Raw genomic sequence first — 17,722 nt, forward strand, 5'->3', positions numbered from 1 at the left:
GGCCCGGTGCGAGGTCTGCCTCGGCTGATCCGGCTCCCGCTCTCGGTGGATCCCGGTCGCACGGCGCCCCCTCGATCCGACGATCTGCACCGATTGTGCGCAAATGCGGTGTGGGGTACGTGACTTCTGCTCCGTGCAAGGCATATTCATCAACGGAATGTGCTCACTTCTGAACTTCGGCCGGCACTGCAAGGGCAATGCGCGGACAAATGGGGTGTATTCGTCATGGCGGATCGGGGTAAATGCGGCAGTGCCGCCGGCGCGCTGCTCGGTGCAGGGGACGGTCTGACCCGTCCGGGGTCCGTGTCCAGGTCAGAACCGGGGGTCGCGACGGCGATGTGTTCCACCGCGACCGTTGGAGCCATGACCGCGTTCGTTCCACGCTCGGCATCGACTGCACCGCTTCTTTTTCCTGGGGCGTCCGTGTCGAAGACGGAACAATTACTCGGGAGAATCAGGCGACCGATGGTCCGCCGGTGATTCCCGACCGCCCCGAGTGCGGGACGCGCGAGTGCCCGCGGGGCACAGCCTTTTCATGGTTCACGTGTCTTTCCCGCGCGTGGCGCGTCAACCTGCTCGACCGGGACGGCAACAGCCGCCCCGAGGGGCTCTTCCCGCCGAACCGGCGAGAGAGCACCGAGGACCACCGTGGCGGGGGACAGCCCCGCACATCGTGTGAAGGGGGTTCCACGTGAGTACCACCACCGACTCCGGAGGACGGCCCGGCTGGCTCGGCGCCGGCCGGGCCGTCCGCCGTGCCCACCGCAGAGCCGTCACGCACCAGGCGGCGTCGGTCCTGCTCGGATATCCGGACGAGGGTTTCTTCGAGCGGCTTCCGATGGCCACCCGGGCCGTCGCCGAACTCCCGCGGGGAACCGTGCGTGCGGCGCTCATGGAGTTCTGCGACCACGCAGCCAGCACACCCGAGCTGGAACTGTGCCGGCACTACGCCGAGGTCTTCGACGTGCGCCGCAGCCGTGCCCTGAACATGACCTACTACACCGACGGTGACACCCGCCGCGGCCGCGCCCTGGCCGAGGTCGAGCGGGTCTACCACGAGGCCGGCTGGGAGGTCTCCACACGCGAGCTGCCCGACCATCTCGCGGTGATCCTCGAGTTCGCGGCACGGGGTGACAACGAGGCGGGGCAGGACCTGCTGCTGAGGTTCCGGCCCGGCCTGGAGCTGCTCGCCGAGGCTCTGCGGGAGCACGGGACCCCGTACACGCGGGTCGTGGACGCCGTTGCCCAGACTCTGCCGGTCCAGAACACCGCCGACCGTGAGGCCGTCCAGCGCTCGGCCGTGCAGGGGCCGCCCGAGGAGAACGCGCTTCCCGTGGTCGGGGTGCACAAGGGCCGGGTCCCGCCCCCGCGCGGGTCGGGTGCGGAGCGCGACGGGGGTGCGCGGTGAACGGCTCCGGCCCTGTGCCGTGCTTCCGGTCGATCAGGATCCTCACCCCGACGTGTCGGCCACGGCCGCGGCCGGGGGAGGGCCCCTGCGAACTGCACGCAGTGACGGGGCCGGCGCTGTTCCCGTTCATCCGGCTCGTGCACGCGTTCAGCGCGTCGGCCGGGTATCTCGTGCGCCCCCACGTCGTCCACCGCTCCCGTGGTCCGCACCCCGCCGGTGCCGGGCATGCCGAACGTATAACCCGCCGGGGCCGGTGAGCCGGTACAGGCCGCGCGCACCGTCCCGCCGAAGAAGGAGTGGACCCCGATGGAGCTGTTCCCGAACTTCCCGCTGCAGACCTGGGCCGACACGAAGGAGACGATCCACCGGTTCGAGCAGATCGTCGGCAAGGTCCGCATGCACCACAGCCCGCGCCGCAACCACTGGTGGAACGTTCCCTTCCACCTCACGGGCACGGGCATCACGACCCGGCCGATGGGCATCGTGGACGGCAACCCGGTCTTCACCGTCGACTTCGATTTCGTGCGCCACCGGCTGGTTGCCTCGAACCTGGCGGGGGAGGAGGTGTCCTTCCCGCTACAAGGGCACAGTGTGGGCTCGTTCTACCTGCGTTTCCAGTCGGCGCTGGACAGCCTCGGCGTGGACGGCAGCATCGACCACGCGAGCCCGTTCGACCTGCCCGACGCCGACCGCCCGTTCGTGGACGACCACGAACACACCGTCTACGTCCCGGAGCACGCCAACCGCTATTGGCAGGTGCTGAGCCAGGTCAACCTGGTGCTGGAGGAGTTCGCGGCGGGGTTCTCCGGCAAGACCAGCCCTGTGCACCACTTCTGGCACACGTTCGACATCGCCGTCACCAGGTTCTCTCCGCACCCGGTAGCCCAGCCGCGCGAGGCGGGTGAGGTCGTGCGCGAGGCCTACTCGCGCGAGGTGGTGAGCTTCGGGTTCTGGTTCGGCGACGACAACGTCCCCGAACCCTGCTTCTACGCGTACGCGGTACCGGAACCGGCCGGGCTCGCCGAACGCCCGCTCACGCCGTCCTCCGCCGAGTGGTCGGCCGGCGGCCACGGGCACTTGGCGCTGTTGCGCTACGCCGACGCCCGGCGAGCATCGGATCCGCGCGCGACGGTCCTGGACTTCTTCGAGAGCGCCTACGTGGCCGGGGCCGGGCTCGCGGGGTGGGACATCGACGGCCTGTCCTGCCCGGGCGGGATCACCGACCCGCACGAGGCGGGTCGGTGAGCTGACCTGTACCCCCTTGGGGGGTGCGGCCCGAACGGGGATACTGGTGTGCGTCGGCAGGCGGTGTCCAGGACCGCCCCGCGCACACCAGTGACTGGGAGAGACATGGATCTGACGGTCGAGGACGCACCCGAGCGTTCGAGGTACGAGGTCAGTGCGGACGGTAAGGCGGTGGGGTTCTGCGCCTACCACCTGATCGAGGACGGGGTCCTGGCGCTGCCGCATGTGGAGGTCGACCCAGCCTTCGAGGGGCAGGGGGTGGCCTCCGAGCTCATGCGCGAGTCCCTGGACGACATCCGGCGGCACGGGCTGAAGGTCGTACCGATCTGCCCCTTCGCGCAGGCCTTCGTCGAACGCAACCCCGGCTACGGCGACCTCGTGCACCGGAGCTGACCCCGACCGGAGAGGCCCGGTCCCGGCGGATCACCGTCGGCGCCCGGGCCGCTGCGTTCGGTCGCCGCAGGTCGGCCCGGAGATAACGGTTCGGGTGCGGGGCGCACACGGGTCGGGGTACGTTCTCCCCTCCTGTGTGTTTCGTGCCTACCGCCGGGTAGGAGGTGGCGGTTGTCCCATCCGAACCGAGGAGCGCCACACGTGCTACTGGCAGAGGAAGCCACCGTCGACAGCCTGACCGAGGCCGTCGGTGTCTTCAACGACGACTACTTCTGGCTGTGGCTGATCATCCCCCTCCTGGCGGTCGTCAGCCTCTACATCACGATCCGCACGGGCGGCGTGCAGTTCCGGATGATCCCGGAGATGTTCCGCGTCCTGAAGAGCAAGCCCGAGATCGCTCCGGACGGCAAGAAGGCCGTCTCCTCGTTGCAGGCGTTCATGATCTCGGCGGCCGCGCGGATCGGCACCGGCAACATCATCGGTGTCTCGATCGCGATCTCCCTGGGCGGTCCTGGCGCCGTTTTCTGGATGTGGGTCATGGCGGTCGTGGTGTGCGGCGCCAGCTTCGTGGAGTCCACGCTGGCCCAGCTCTACAAGGTGCGCCATTCCGCCGGTTACCGGGGCGGGCCCGCCTACTACATCGAGAAGGGGCTCGGTCAACGCTGGCTGGCCGTGGTCTTCGCGGTCATCCTCATCGTCACGTTCCCGATGGTCTTCAACGCCGTGCAGAGCAACACCATCAGCGGTGCGCTCGCCAATTCCGCCGACCACGCGGGGACCGGTGCCGGTGACAGCACGGTCTTCACGGCCGTGGTGGGTGCGGGGCTCGTGTTCCTCACCGGCCTGGTGATCTTCGGGGGCGTGCGCCGTATCGCCCGCACCGCCCAGGCGCTGATCCCCTTCTTCGCCGGTCTGTACGTGGTCCTCGGCCTGCTGCTGATGGCGATGAACTGGCAAGAGGTGCCGGGCATGTTCCGGCTCATCGTCGAGCACGCTTTCGGGATCCAGGAGTTCACGGGTGCCGCGCTCGGTGTCGTCATCATCCAGGGTGTGCGCCGAGGCATGTTCTCGAACGAGGCCGGTCTGGGCTCTGCGCCCAACGCTGCCGCCAGCGCCTCGGTCACGCACCCCGCCAAGCAGGGCCTGGTTCAGACCCTGGGCGTCTACCTGGACACCCTGGTCATCAGCTCGATCACGGCCTTCATCATCCTGCTCGGCCAGCGCGAGGCCATCGGCGACGGGGAGCTTCAGGGAGACCTGACGCAGTTCGCGCTCACCGCGCAGCTGGGCCCGTGGGCGCTCCACCTCATGACGTTCATCATCGCTCTGGTGGCCTTCACCTCGGTGCTCGGCAACTACTACTACGGCGAGTCCAACATCGAGTACCTGTCCGGGAACGAGCGTGTGCTGTTCGTGTACAAGTGCCTCTTCCTCGTGGCGACCTTCCTCGGATCGCTGGGCGAGATCGCGCTGATCTGGTCCCTGGCCGACACGACGATGGGCATGATGGCGGCGGTCAACCTCATCGCGATCGCACCACTGACGGTGATCGCCTGCCGCCTGCTCAAGGACTACAACGAACAGCGGCGCCTCGGCCTGGACCCGGTCTTCACCCGGGACCGCCTGCCCGACATCCGCGGGGTCGAGTGCTGGGAGCCGAAGGAACCCAGCGAGACGGAGCGGTCCTCGACCTGATCCGATCCGTACAGCTCGCACACGTGGGGCCGGTCCCGGGCGGGGCCGGCCCCACGTGTCGGCCCCCTCTTCGACTGATCACTCTGGCCCCAAAAGCGAAAAAGGCCAATGCACGGTCATGTTTCGGGCATGTGCGTTCTTTCGGTCACGGCTCAACAGCGCTAGTGTTCTGGGTCACAGTTGTGGCGGCCAGTCGTGCGTCTCGGTGAGGGAGCCAGATGTCCATCGTCTCGATCGAACCCGCCACCGCCGAGCGGTGGCAGGACCTCGAGAACCTGTTCGGACCGACCGGAGCCTACGGGCACTGCTGGTGCACGTTCTTCCGTAGGCGGGCGAAGGACCACACGGCCAGCACCAACTGCGACCGGTCGACACGCGGGGTGGACAACAAGGCCGAGCTGCGCAGGCTGACGCTCGAGGGTCGGGTGCCCGGGTTGCTCGCCTACGACGAGGACGGTCCCTGCGGGTGGGTGTCGGTTGCCCCGCGCGAGGACTACATCAGGCTGTCGCGTTCGCGTTCCCTGCGCCCGGCCGACCCCGCCGAACCCGGTGTGTGGTCGCTCGTGTGTTTCTGGCTTCCGCCCCGCCGCCGGCGCCGGGGCGCCGGGACCCGTCTGCTGGACGGGGCGATCGAGTACGCGCGGGCCCAGGGCGCTCGGATCCTGGAGGCCTATCCCGTCGACACCGCGGGCGGGCGCGCGCCCAGCGCCGAGGTCTACACGGGCACGGTGGAGATGTTCCGCCGCGCCGGGTTCAGCCTGGCCCAGCACCACACGAGCGAGCGCACCGTGGCCCGGTTGAAGCTCAAGGAAGGCTGACCCTCCACCCGCCTGGGAACGGGGGGAGGGTATACGCCCACGGGGTCGCGGGCCGCTCGATGCGGTCAGCGGCCCTTCTTGTGTGTCCGGCGGCCCGTGAGGGCGGGGTCCGTGTGCGGATGGCCTGTGCATGGGGTGCGGTGTGGGGCGCTTTTACCCCCCTGGGGTAGTCTGACGTGGCCGTCGGCGTTCGGGGGCGGGGTGTGGCGCTTGACGTACAGATACCCTAGGGGGGTATAGTTCGAGGTGTAGGAGGAAACCCTTCGCACACCACTCACAGGAGGCGACATGGCTACCACGACCACCGCTGTCTACACCGTCGACGGCATGAGCTGCGGGCACTGCGTCAACGCCGTGACCGAGGAGGTCACCGAGGTCGACGGGGTCACCGACGTCGCCGTTGACCTGGAGACCAAGAAGGTCACGATCACCAGCGAGGGCACCGTCGACGACGCCGCCGTGCGCGCCGCCATCGACGAGGCCGGATACGAGGTACGGGACTGACATGCGTGTGACCACGAAGCTCGGGCTCTACGTCCTGGGCCTCGTGGCCGTGTTCGGTGCGATGTTCGGGGTCGGCTCACTGGTCGGCCCCGTGCTCCCGGAGGATGCTCCGGAGCACTCGGTGGAACAGGGCCACGACGACCCGGCCGACACGGGCCACGACGACACCGACGGCAACGGCCACGAAGGGGGGACACGGTGAGCACCCAGCCCCTGCACGGCGCCCCCGCGTCCGTCGAGCTCGACATCGGCGGGATGACCTGCGCCGCGTGCGCCAACCGTGTCGAGAAGCGGCTCAACAAGATGGACGGCGTCACCGCCACCGTCAACTTCGCGACCGAGAAGGCGCGGGTGTCCGTCGAGGACGGGGCCGCGGCCGTCGGCGACCTCGTCGCCCAGATCGAGAAGGCCGGTTACTCCGCCGCCCCGCCCGCGCCCGAACCCGAGGAGGCCGCGGACACACCCGCCGCCGACGACCCCGTGCGCGCAATGCGCACCCGCGCGGTCGTCTCGCTCCTGCTCGCCGCCCCCGTCATCGCCATGGCGATGGTGCCGGCGCTGCAGTTCACCTACTGGCAGTGGGCCTCACTCACGCTCACCGCCCCCGTGGTGGTCTGGGGCGCGCTGCCTTTCCACGTCGCCGCGTGGAAGAACCTCAAGCTGGGCACGGCAACCATGGACACGCTCGTCTCGCTCGGCGTGAGCGCGGCGTTCCTGTGGTCGCTCTACGCCCTCTTCCTCGGCACCGCCGGGGAACCGGGGATGACACACCCCTTCGAGCTCACCATCGCCCGGACCGACGGCAGCGCCAACATCTACCTGGAGGTGGCCGCGGGTGTCACCGCGTTCATCCTCCTCGGCAAGTTCTTCGAGGCGCGCTCCAAGCGGCAGGCCGGGGCGGCGCTGCGTTCCCTCATGGAACTCGGGGCCAAGGAGGTCACCGCCCTGCGCGGGGGCCGCGAAGTCCTCGTCCCCGTGGGCGAGCTCGCCGCCGGCGACCTGTTCGTGGTCCGGCCGGGCGAGAAGGTCGCCACCGACGGCACCGTCGAGGAGGGCAGCTCCGCGGTCGACATGAGCATGCTGACCGGCGAGTCCGCTCCGGTCGAGGTCGAACCCGGCAGCGCCGTGGTCGGAGCGACCGTCAACGCCGGCGGACGCCTGGTCGTTCGCGCCACCCGCGTCGGCTCGGACACACAGCTCGCGCAGATGGCGCGTCTGGTCGAGGAGGCCCAGAACGGCAAGGCCGCCGTGCAGCGCCTGGCCGACCGTGTCTCCGGGGTCTTCGTGCCCGTGGCGATCATGGTCGCCGTCGGCGCGCTCGGTTTCTGGCTCGGCACTGGCGACCCCGTCACCGCGGCGTTCACCGCAGCCGTGGCCGTGCTCATCATCGCCTGCCCCTGCGCGCTCGGTCTGGCCACCCCCATGGCGCTCATGATCGGGACCGGGCGCGGCGCCCAGCTCGGCATCCTCATCAAGGGTCCCGAGGTACTGGAGTCCACCCGGCGTGCGGACACCGTCGTGCTCGACAAGACCGGCACGGTCACCACCGGCAAGATGGCCCTGGACGGGGTCGTGACCGCCGAGGGCACCACTGAGGAAGAGCTTCTGCGACTGGCCGGTGCCCTGGAGAACGCCTCCGAACACCCCATCGCCCGTGCCATCGCCTCCGGCGCCCTGGTGCGCACCGGTGACCTGCCCGCTCCGGAGGACTTCGCCAATGTCGAGGGCCTCGGTGTGCAGGGGACCGTGGAGGGCCGCGCCGTCCTCGTCGGGCGCCGCGCACTGCTGGAGGAGTGGTCGCAGCCGCTGACGCCCGAGCTCGAGTCCGCCATGGCGCGGGCCGAGAACGAGGGCCGTACCGCCGTGGCCGTCGGCTGGGACGGGCGGGCCCGCGGGGTGCTCGTGGTCGCCGACGCGGTCAAACCCACCAGTGCCGAGGCCGTGCGCCGGTTTCGCGAGCTCGGCCTCACCCCGATCCTGCTCACCGGCGACAACACGACGGTCGCCCGCACCGTCGCCGCCGAGGTCGGGATCGAGGAGGTCGTCGCCGAGGTCCTGCCCCAGGACAAGGTTGACGTGGTCCGCCGCCTGCAGGACGAGGGGCGCGCCGTGGCCATGGTCGGCGACGGGGTCAACGACGCCGCCGCCCTCGCCCGGGCCGACCTCGGGCTGTCCATGGGAACCGGAACGGACGTGGCCATCGAGGCGAGCGACCTGACCCTTGTCCGGGGCGACCTGCGGGCCGCCGCCGACGCGGTGCGGCTCTCGCGCCGGACGCTGTCCACCATCAAGGGCAACCTGTTCTGGGCCTTCGCCTACAACACCTCGGCGATCCCGCTCGCCGCAGCCGGGCTGCTCAACCCGATGCTCGCCGGTGCGGCGATGGCGCTCTCGAGCGTGTTCGTGGTGACCAACAGCCAGCGTCTCCGCCGGTTCCGCGCGATGGCCGACGACAGCGCCTGACCCGGTCCGGTCGGCGGTGCCCGGACGCCCCGCCGGCCGGCCGACCCGTGCCCGGGTGTGCTCGATACGCACCCGGGCACACCCGTGTGCGCGGGTATGAGCTGCGTGGACGCAAGAAGGCAGAACCCTTGCTGTTGCGGCGGTGCGAAGGACCGCTATGGTGTTCGCGAACCACACGCCGCCCGGCGACGGACGGAACCGCGATCCACCCCTGCCTCCCACCCCTGTAAGGCGCCCGTGTCATCTGGATGCCCCTACGCGAAGCTGTACCAGGACGATCCGCACCCCGATCCGTACGCGCTCTACGACAAGATGCGCGCGGAGCACGGGCCCGTCGTCCCCGTGGAGATCGAACCGGGGGTCCGGGGCTGGCTCATCACCGACTACAGCACGTTCCTGAGCTGGTGCCGTGACACGACCACGTTCGGCCACGACTCCCGTCTGTGGAAGGACTACGCGCAGGGTCTGATCGACGACTCCGCCGCCGTCGTACCCATGATGGCGCCGCGCCCCAACGCGCTCTTCAGCGACGGCACCGAGCACCAGCGCTACCGCCGGGCGATCGTGGACAGCTTCGGAACGGTGAGTGAGCAGCGCCTGGCGTCGATCACCCGCGAGGTCGCCGACTCCCTCGTCGACACCTTCTGCGAGCGCGGGCAGGCCGACCTCCTCAACGAGTTCGCACGCCTGCTGCCGCTGCTGGTCATGAGCGTGGTCTTCGGGATGGACGAGCAGCGCGCCCTCACCTTCGCCAAGGCCAGCCGCGACCTGTGGACGGGCGTTGACGCCGAACGCGCCAACGCCGAGGCCGAACGCGCACTGTCCGAGACCGTCAGCGAGAAGCACCGCGATCCGGGCGACGACGTCACCACCCGGCTGGTGCAGCACCGGGCGGCCCTGACTGACGAAGAAGTCATCCAGCAGATGCTCCTCATGGTCACCGCGGCCAACGAACCCACCGCCAACCTCATCAACTCCACGCTGCGGGCCGCCCTCACCGAAGAGGGGAACGGGCCGGACCTCTACCGCACCGACGCCGAGCTCGGCCAGCTCGTCGACCGCGTGCTGTGGCAGGACCCCCCNTGTACCCCCGGGTGGACGTTCCCGTCGGCGGTGGGCGCACGATCGAGGCCGGTACACCCGTCCTCCTCGGTTTCGCGGCCGCCAACCACTTCTTCGCCCGGGAGAACGCCGACCGCATCGCCGAGTCCGCCAACCGTGCCCACGTCGCCTGGGGCGCCGGCCCGCACCGCTGCCCCGCCCGCGACCAGGCCGTCACCATGACCACCGCTGCGGTCAGGGCCGTTCTCAGCCGGCTCTCCGACCTCCGGCTCGCCGTCCCCCAGGAGGAGCTGCGGTGGAACCTGACCGGGTTGTCCTGGGTCCCGGTCGCCCTCCCGACCTCCTTCACCCCACAGAGTCCGCTGCCCCGCGCAACAGTGGAAGGAAACCATTGGAGCCCGTCCGCATCGCCCCGGGAAACCTCCGAGCCCAGTCGGCCCACCTCCGGGAGATCGCCCCTGTCGTCCCTGTCGTCCTTCCTGGGGAAGTTGCTGCGTGGGTCGTGACCACGCACGCGGGTGTCACCGAGGCCATCGGCGACCCCCGCATCCAGAAGAACCGCAAGCACTGGCGGGCCTTCAACGCCGGTGAGATCCCCGCCGACTGGCCGATGATGTCGTGGATCGTCAACGAGAACATGCTCTCGCAGGACGGTGACACCCACACCCGGCTGCGCAAGCTGATCTCCAAGGCGTTCACCCCCCGGCGTGTGGAGCACATGCGCGGGGACATCGTCGCCATCGTCGACCGGCTCCTGGACGAGCTCCAGAGCGAGGCCGGCCGGAGCAAGGACGGCGTCGTCGACTTCAAGGAGCTCGTCGCGATGCCGCTGCCGCTGACCGTGATCAGCGAACTGTTCGGCCTCAGGACCGAACTGCGCGGCGAGATGCACGACCTCGTCAGCATGTTCTTCGACCAGTCGACCGGCCCCGAGCAGGCGATGAACTCCTTCAGCCGCCTGTGGGAGGTCCTGACCGAGCTGGTGGCGGAGAAGCGCGAGAACCCCGGCGACGACCTCACCAGCGACCTGATCGCCGCCCGGGACGACCAGGACCGGCTCACCGAGAGCGAGCTGATCTGGACCCTGGTGCTCTTCATCAGCGCCGGCTACGAGACCACGATGAACCTCATCCCCAACGTGGTGCGCGCGCTCATCCAGCACCCCGACCAGCTGAAGATGCTGCTGGACGGCGAGGTCGAGTGGGCCAAGGCCACCGAGGAGGTGCTGCGCTGGGACCCGCCGGCCGAGTACGTCCCGATGCGCTACACCACCGAGGACATGGAGCTGGCCGGGGTGTCGATTCCCAAGGGCGAGGCGCTGCTCATGGGTTACGGCTCCAGCGGCCACGACGAGGACCGCCACGGCCCGACCGCGACGGTCTTCGACATCGAGCGCGAGGACACCTCGCACCTGAGCTTCTCCCACGGCCGCCATTACTGCATCGGGGCCAACCTGGCGCGCATGGAGGTCAACGAGCTCGTGCCCCGCGTCTTCGAACGGTTCCCGAAGATCCGGATCGCGGTGGACGACGCCGATCTCGAGCCGATGCCGTCGATCATCGTCTCCGGGGTGAAGGAGCTCCCGGTGCGCGTGGACTGACGGGTGCGGCGGGCGGTGACACGTCCGAACACCGGGCCCCGCCGCGAGGCTTGACCCCAGGGCGGGCCCGGCGGGGCTCTCGCACGTCACGGGGGGACGGTCGGGATCCGCCGGTCGTGTGACGAGAAACCGGCCGACCCGTGCCAACCCCGAGCCCTGTGCGAGCGCCCTAGTGTATGAGTGGACTCCGCCCGGGCCCGGTCCGGCCGGAGTGGTGCCCCCTCGACCCCGTTCCCGCCCCTCCCCCCGCAGAGGATCTCCGCGAGCATGAACAGTTCGGAAGCAGACCCCGGCCGTGTCCTGGTCAACCGCTACCGTCTCGACGACGTCATCGGCACCGGTGGAATGGGCCGTGTCTGGCGGGGTACCGACACCCTTCTGGACCGCCCCGTCGCGATCAAGGAACTCACCACGCCCCCGGGGCTGCCCGACCACGAGGTGGAGGTCCTGCGCACCCGGATGATCCGGGAGGCCCGCAGCGCCGCACAGCTCAGCCACCCCGCCATCATCACGGTATTCGACGTGGCCGACGAGGACGGCCGCCCGTGGATCGTCATGGAGCTCGTGGAGGGCCCGTCGCTGGGCACGCTGCTGAGCGACGGGGGCACCCTGTCCGTGCGCCGTGCCGCCGAGATCGGCGAGCAGATGGCCGCGGGTCTCGCCGAGGCGCACCGCCGTGGAATCGTCCACCGCGACATCAAGCCGGGGAACGTGCTCATCGCGGGCGACCACCGTGCTGTGCTCACCGATTTCGGTATCGCCCACCTGGACGGTTCAACGCACCTGACCAGCACGGGCCTGCTCATCGGCTCGCCCAGCTACCTGGCCCCTGAGGTCGCCCACGGCCGCTCGGCCACCGCCGCCTCCGACGTGTGGGCACTGGGTGTGACCCTTTACCAGGCGGTCGAGGGCACGCTCCCGTTCGATCGCCCCACCCCGATGTCGACGCTGACGGCGATCGTCACGCAGGACCTCCCGGAGCCCACGCGCGCCGGGGCGCTCGCGCCGCTGCTGGCGGAGCTGTGCGCCAAGGAGCCCGAGGACCGCCCGTCGGTCGACCGCGTGCGCGCCCGCCTGCGGGAGATCGGCGAGCGCGCCGAGTCCGCCGCGGCGAACGCGCCCGCCGTGGCTCCTGCCCCCGTTCCTGCGCCCGAACCCGCCCCGGCGGTCCCGGAACCGGCGCCTGCCACGCCCGCGGCGCAGTACGCCGCAGTCCCGGCCGGGGGCGGTGGTCGGCCTTCCAACCGCACCCGGAACCTCGTCGTCGCGGCGGTCGNCCACCTCTGCGTTGCTGAGTATGAACCGCGACGACAACAGTCAGCTCGTGGGAGACAGCGACCAGGCCGGCGTGGCGGAGGAGGCCACCCAGGAACCCTCCGAACCCGAGGAGGAACCCGGGGACGGAGGCTCCGACCCCGATGAGGCCGACGGGGACGACGACGGCCGCGGCGACGGGGACGACGGCGGCGGCTCCGGCGACGAGGAGTGGGACTTCCTCGAGCGCCACGAGGACGAGAGCGGCTTCTCCGTCGACGTTCCCGAGGACTGGGAGATCGAGCGCGACGGCCACATGGTCCGCTTCGAGAACCCCGACGGCGGATACCTGCTGGTCGACCAGACCGACGACCCCAACGACGATGCGGGCGAGGACTGGCGCGATCTCGAACCTGCTGCGAGCGGCAACTTCCCCGGGTACTCGCTCGTCGGGATCGATGATGTCGACGCGGACTGGGCCGACGACTACGACAGCGCCGCCGACTGGGAGTTCACCTTCTCCGGCTCCGGCGGTGACAGGCACGCCATCAACCGGGGCTTCCACACGTCGGAGCAGGGGTACGCGCTGTTCCTGGTGAGCCCGGAGGCCCCCGAGGTCAACCACCGGCTCCTCGACCGCATCTCGGAGTCGTTCGAACCGGCCTGACCCGGCCCGGATCCGGTGGCCGCGCCCGCGCTCACCGGATCCGGCCCCGGCGGCGGGTGCCGCGCCGCTGGAGGGTGCTGGTGCCTCCCCTCGGGGGTGCCCCGGCCCCGGAAGCACACCGGCCGGGGGTCAGGGGGTGTCGTCGTCGAGCAGCTGGGCGTCGTGCACCAGTAGCGCCACCTGCACCCGGTTGTTGAGCTGCAGCTTCGTCAGGACGCTCGAGACGTGCGTCTTGACCGTCGGAACACTCAGGAACAGCCGTTCGGCGATGTCGGCGTTGGACCGTCCCTCGCCCACCGCGACAGCGACCTCCAGCTCCCGCTCGTTGAGGGCCTCCAGGCGGCCCTTGGCCCGCTCCGCGCGCTCGTCGTGGCCCGCGTGCGCGACCCGGTCCATGAGCCGGCGCGTGACCCCCGGGGACAGCACCGGCATGCCGCGGGCGACCCGGCGGACCGACTCCACGATCTCCTCCGGCGGCGTGTCCTTGAGCAGGAATCCGGCTGCGCCCGCACGCAGGGCTCGAAGCACGTGCTCGTCGGCGTCGAAGGTGGTGAGCACGAGCACCTCAGGAGGGTCCGTCAGGGCCCGCAGGCGTTCGGTCGCGGTGAGTCCGTCGACCCCGGGCATGCGGATGTCCATCAGCACCACGTCCGGGGTGTGCTCGCGCACCAGGTCCACGACCTGCCCGCCGTCCTCGGCCTCGGCGGCCACCCGAACGTCAGGGGCGCCGCCCATCATCATCACCAGGCCCACCCGGACCAGGGCGTCGTCGTCGACGATCATCACGCCGATCCGCGCGTCCCCGCGCTCGGTCTCGCTCATGTGGGCCACGGTAGCCACGCGCGCAGGCGCCAGCCACCGTCCGCGGTCGGGCCGTGCTCCAGGCGGCCTGATGCGAGCGAGACACGTTCGGCCAGCCCCACGAGCCCTTGGCCCGAGCCGGCCGGGTGGTCCTCCTGCTCGGCCTCCGGGGTGGGGGAGGGGCCGTTGGCCACCTCGACCCGGAGCTCGCCGCCGGGCGCTCCGGAGACCAGTACCCGGGTGTCGGCGCCCGGGGAGTGCTTTCGCACGTTGGTCAGTGCCTCCTGGACGATGCGGTACGCGGCGCGGCCCGTGCGTTCGGGCACGGAACCCTCGTAGTCCTCCGACAGCACCACGCTCGCCCCGACGTGGTCGGCCTCGGCGACGAGCCGGCGCAGGTCGGCCATGGTGGGCTGGGGCAGCTCGCCGACCGGGGCGCGCAGGACCCCGATGACCTCGCGCAGGTCCTGCAGGGCCTGGTGGGCGCTCTCCCGGATCACCTGGGCCGAGCGGCGGACCTCGTCCTCGGAGGCGTCCGGCCGGTACTCCAGGGCACCGGCGTGCACGCTGAGCATCGACAGCCGGTGCCCGAGCACGTCGTGGATCTCCCTGGCGATGGACTCCCTGACCTGGTGCTGCACGCGTTCTGCGCGCAACCGGGCCTCGCCCTCGGCGTGCACTGCGCGCTCGCGGAGGGAGTCGACGAGCTCGCGCCGGTGGCGGACGGATATGCCCCACCCGGTGAGCGCGGCCATCATCGCTGCGCTCAGCAGGAACATGACCAGGTCGGGTGCGTTCTGTTCGGGGTGGATGCGGATGTTGACGAAGGCCGCCAGCAGCCCCACCCCGAACACCGGCAGGCTCGTCCGCGGAGGGCGGTGTACGGCGAGGGAGAACAGCGCCACCAGCATGGCCCCGCCCACCATGACGAAGAACGCCGAGGCCGCCACCAGCACGCCGGCGACCTGTAGCGGCCACCGGCGGCGCCACCACAGGGCCGCGCAGCCGGCGGTGAGCACGGCCGTCTCCACGGTCACCGCGACGGGAGAGTCCGGCGGAGGGGACGGTTCGTGCGGGGGTTCGATGAAGGCGGTGAGACCGAAGAGGAAGGCGAGCGCGACCAGCGCCACGTCCACGATCCAGTCGCGTACGCTGCGCCTCCGCGGGCCGGGTGTCTCGTCCATCGCCCCGGAGTCTAGGCGTGGGGACCGACCGGGAAATCCCCTGCGCACGGACCCGATACCGAAGTCGGGGTGCTCGGTACTTCGGTCGACCCCGGGCGCCTCACACGCCGTCGGAGGTCGCCCGCGGGGTGTCCCCATGGGCGATGCGCACGCCCGGATGCCGCCGCGACCCTGGTGGGACGCGCAACGTACTCCGAGGGCTCGGTGCCTACCTCGCCGTCGCGGGGGTCAGCGGGGCCGTCGACCACGTGTGGCCCCAACCCGTGCTCGGCCTTTCCCTCGACCGGTTCGTCGTTCCGCACGTGGACGTGCTCGACGCGAACGCCGTGACCGCCAATCTCGGCCCGGCCGTCCTCGGCGCCGCCGTGTTCACCGCAGCGACGGTGGCGGCGAGGCGCTGAGGACCGGCCCCGTGTGGGCGGTTCACGGCCGGGCCGTGCCTCGGCGTCGGTACCGTGAGTCCCATGAGTGTCTTGGTCACCGGACCCACCGGGATGGTCGGGCGGCGCGTCCTGACCGAACTGCGCCGGCGCGGTATCACCACCGCGGCCGCCTCACGTACGTCCGAGGTGCGCTTGGACTGGACCGACACCTCCGACTGGGACCGGGTGCTCGAAGGTGTCGAGAGCGTCTTCGTGGTCACCCCCATCGGGCGTTCCCTCGGCAACCGGGTCGCCGGCTTCCTCGAGAGGGCCGCGGAGAAGGGTGTCGAGAAGGCGGTCGTGGTGTCGTCGATGGGCAGCGAGCACGCACCCTCCGATTCCGACCAGCGTGTTGCCGAGGAGCGGGCCCGCAAGGTCTTCGACAAGTGGACCGTCCTGCGCCCCAACTGGCTGAACCAGGACTTCACCGAGGGCACCTTCGCCGCCCTGGCGCGCTCGCGCAACGGCCGCCTCGAACTGCCGGTCAAGAAACACACCGCGGTGAGCTTCGTGGACGCCCGGGACGTGGCGAACACCGCCGTGGCCGCGCTCGTCGGCGACCACGCCGGGCGCGAGTACACCCTCACCGGCCCCGAACCCGTCACGTTCAAGCAGTTCGTGCGCATGACCAAGGGGACGGACAGCCCCGTGTGGCGCTTCAAGAAGGTCGACGAGGCCGGGTTCTACTTCCGCGCCCGCAACCGCGGCTGGGGCGACCGCTACATCGACACCCTCAACGAACGCTTCGCCGCTGCCGTGGCCGGCCGTGCCGCCGAGGTGACCGAGGACGTGCGCAGCGCGCTGGGCCGGGACCCGATCCCGGTCGCGAAGTTCGTGCGCGAGGAGACCGCCTGACCGCCCGGATCCGTCAGAAGACAGAAGGACCCCCGGTCGGGCGATGTCCCGGGGGTCCTTCTCGTGTCCCTGAGGACGGGACGGCTGTGGGGCTGCGCTCTACTTGAGCAGCTGGCGCGCCATGACCATGCGCTGGATCTGGTTCGTACCTTCGTAGATCTGGGTGATCTTCGCGTCACGCATCATGCGCTCGACGGGGAAGTCCTTCACGTACCCGGCGCCGCCCAGCAGTTGCACGGCGTCGGTGGTGATCTCCATGGCCGCGTCGGAGGCGTAGCACTTGGCGGCAGCACCGTAGAAGGGCAGGTCGTCGTCGAAGCGCTCGGACTTCGCAGCGGCCGTGTAGACCATCTGCCGGGCGGTCTCGAGCTTCATCGCCATGTCGGCGAGCATGAACTGCACACCCTGGAAGTCGGCGATCGCCTTGCCGAACTGCTTGCGCTCCTTGACGTACTCCACGGCCTGGTCGAGCGCGCCCTGGGCGATGCCGACGGCCTGTGCGCCGATGGTGACGCGGGTGTGGTCGAGGGTGCGCAGCGCGATCTTGAGGCCCTCGCCGGGGGCGCCGACGATGCGGTCGCCGGGCAGGCGCACGTCGTCGAAGAACAGCTCGCGGGTGGGGGAGCCCTTGATGCCCAGCTTGCGCTCGGGCTCGCCCAGGGTGAAGCCGGCGTCGTCGGCGTGCACCACGAACGCGGAGATGTTGCTGCCGCGCTTGCCGTCGGGGTCGGTGACGGCGAGCACGGTGTAGTAGTCGCTGACACCGGCGTTGGTGATCCACGACTTCTGGCCGTTGAGGATCCAGTCGTCGCCGTCGGCCACCGCCTGTGTGCGCATGCTCGCGGTGTCGGAACCGGACTCGCGCTCGGAGAGGCCGTAGGAGAACATCACCTCGCCACTGGCGACCTTCGGCAGGTACCGCTGCTTGAGGTCCTCGGAGGCGCCCAGGATCACGGGCATGGTGCCGAGCTTGTTGACGGCCGGGATGAGCGAGGAGGAACCGCAGACCCGGGCGACCTCCTCGATGACGATGCAGGTGGCCAGCGCGTCAGCACCCACACCGTCGTACTGCTCCCCGATGTGGGGCGCGTGGAAGTCGGTGGCCACGAGCGCCTCGAGAGCCTCCTGCGGGAACCGGCTCCGGTCGTCGACATCGGCGGCGTGCGGAGCGATCTTGTCCTCGGCCACCGCGCGCACCGCCCCGCGCAGCTCCTCGTGTTCCTCCGTCGTCCTGAACAGATCGAAGTCGCTCATCAGGTTCTCCTCCGTCTGGCACTGCGTGCCCAACTCTGGCATTCAGTGCCAGGATAGAAGGTGATGGCAGAGGAGTACACCGCTGGGGTGCAGCAGG

Annotated in this window: 15 protein-coding genes and 3 pseudogenes; 15 read left to right on the forward strand and 3 right to left on the reverse strand. The window is 70.3% G+C overall.

Annotated features, from left to right (window positions below):
• Positions 1–225: 225 nt before the first annotated feature.
• From D474_RS33360 to D474_RS28640, 13 genes and pseudogenes are all read left to right on the forward strand, one after another.
• A pseudogene (locus D474_RS33360) lies at positions 226–545 on the forward strand (hypothetical protein); the annotation flags it as partial.
• A 146-nt stretch (positions 546–691) separates the two neighbouring features.
• Complete coding sequence (gene narJ / locus D474_RS0113205) at positions 692–1,408, forward strand: nitrate reductase molybdenum cofactor assembly chaperone (RefSeq protein WP_017614030.1); 717 nt, start codon at positions 692–694, stop codon at positions 1,406–1,408.
• Positions 1,409–1,509: 101 nt separating this feature from the next.
• Positions 1,510–1,665 (forward strand): respiratory nitrate reductase subunit gamma, encoded by a 156-nt coding sequence (locus D474_RS31040; protein ID WP_394296532.1) that lies wholly within the window; start codon positions 1,510–1,512, stop codon positions 1,663–1,665.
• 49 nt (positions 1,666–1,714) lie between these two features.
• Positions 1,715–2,653 (forward strand): DUF5996 family protein, encoded by a 939-nt coding sequence (locus D474_RS0113210; RefSeq protein ID WP_017614031.1) that lies wholly within the window; start codon positions 1,715–1,717, stop codon positions 2,651–2,653.
• Between the two features lie 105 nt (positions 2,654–2,758).
• Positions 2,759–3,046, forward strand: a complete 288-nt coding sequence (locus D474_RS0113215; protein WP_017614032.1) for a GNAT family N-acetyltransferase — start codon at positions 2,759–2,761, stop codon at positions 3,044–3,046.
• 201 nt (positions 3,047–3,247) lie between these two features.
• The gene (locus D474_RS0113220) at positions 3,248–4,741 is read left to right on the forward strand and encodes an alanine/glycine:cation symporter family protein (protein ID WP_017614033.1); all 1,494 of its coding nucleotides are present in this window, start codon (positions 3,248–3,250) and stop codon (positions 4,739–4,741) included.
• Positions 4,742–4,959: 218 nt separating this feature from the next.
• Positions 4,960–5,559: a GNAT family N-acetyltransferase gene (locus tag D474_RS0113225; RefSeq protein WP_017614034.1), complete on the forward strand. Its 600-nt coding sequence runs from the start codon at positions 4,960–4,962 to the stop codon at positions 5,557–5,559.
• Between the two features lie 288 nt (positions 5,560–5,847).
• Positions 5,848–6,063 (forward strand): heavy-metal-associated domain-containing protein, encoded by a 216-nt coding sequence (locus tag D474_RS0113230; RefSeq protein WP_017614035.1) that lies wholly within the window; start codon positions 5,848–5,850, stop codon positions 6,061–6,063.
• Position 6,064: 1 nt separating this feature from the next.
• Positions 6,065–6,265 (forward strand): hypothetical protein, encoded by a 201-nt coding sequence (locus D474_RS0113235; RefSeq protein ID WP_017614036.1) that lies wholly within the window; start codon positions 6,065–6,067, stop codon positions 6,263–6,265.
• Positions 6,262–8,526 (forward strand): heavy metal translocating P-type ATPase, encoded by a 2,265-nt coding sequence (locus D474_RS0113240; RefSeq protein WP_017614037.1) that lies wholly within the window; start codon positions 6,262–6,264, stop codon positions 8,524–8,526. Before D474_RS0113235 ends, D474_RS0113240 begins: the two co-directional genes overlap by 4 nt.
• Positions 8,527–8,838: 312 nt before the next feature.
• Positions 8,839–10,094, forward strand: a pseudogene (locus D474_RS28635) (cytochrome P450).
• A complete protein-coding gene (locus D474_RS0113250) occupies positions 10,091–11,188 on the forward strand; it encodes a cytochrome P450 family protein (protein WP_017614038.1) in 1,098 nt (365 codons plus the stop codon). Before D474_RS28635 ends, D474_RS0113250 begins: the two are co-directional and overlap by 4 nt.
• A gap of 267 nt (positions 11,189–11,455) precedes the next feature.
• Positions 11,456–13,109 (forward strand): annotated as a pseudogene (locus tag D474_RS28640) (serine/threonine-protein kinase).
• Between the two features lie 129 nt (positions 13,110–13,238).
• On the opposite strand, the gene D474_RS0113260 reads toward D474_RS28640, so the two are convergent.
• Both D474_RS0113260 and D474_RS0113265 read right to left on the reverse strand, forming a co-directional pair.
• Positions 13,239–13,931, reverse strand: coding sequence for a response regulator transcription factor (locus tag D474_RS0113260; protein ID WP_193374007.1), 693 nt, complete (start codon positions 13,929–13,931; stop codon positions 13,239–13,241).
• On the reverse strand, positions 13,928–15,094 hold the full coding sequence (locus tag D474_RS0113265; RefSeq protein ID WP_017614042.1) for a sensor histidine kinase: 1,167 nt from the start codon (positions 15,092–15,094) through the stop codon (positions 13,928–13,930). Before D474_RS0113265 ends, D474_RS0113260 begins: the two co-directional genes overlap by 4 nt.
• Positions 15,095–15,237: 143 nt before the next feature.
• Here D474_RS0113265 and D474_RS0113270 point away from each other — a divergent pair, with 143 nt between their 5' ends.
• A complete protein-coding gene (locus D474_RS0113270; protein WP_017614043.1) occupies positions 15,238–15,495 on the forward strand; it encodes a hypothetical protein in 258 nt (85 codons plus the stop codon).
• A 63-nt stretch (positions 15,496–15,558) separates the two neighbouring features.
• The gene (locus tag D474_RS0113275) at positions 15,559–16,371 is read left to right on the forward strand and encodes an NAD(P)H-binding protein (protein WP_017614044.1); all 813 of its coding nucleotides are present in this window, start codon (positions 15,559–15,561) and stop codon (positions 16,369–16,371) included.
• Between the two features lie 99 nt (positions 16,372–16,470).
• On the opposite strand, the gene D474_RS0113280 is transcribed toward D474_RS0113275, so the two are convergent.
• Positions 16,471–17,625 carry an acyl-CoA dehydrogenase family protein gene (locus D474_RS0113280; RefSeq protein ID WP_026118457.1) on the reverse strand — a complete coding sequence of 385 codons (1,155 nt, stop codon included), beginning with the start codon at positions 17,623–17,625 and terminating at the stop codon, positions 16,471–16,473.
• Positions 17,626–17,722 lie beyond the last annotated feature (97 nt).

The sequence above is a fragment of the Nocardiopsis salina YIM 90010 genome (assembly GCF_000341025.1).
GTDB classification, from domain to species: Bacteria; Actinomycetota; Actinomycetes; order Streptosporangiales; family Streptosporangiaceae; genus Nocardiopsis; species Nocardiopsis salina.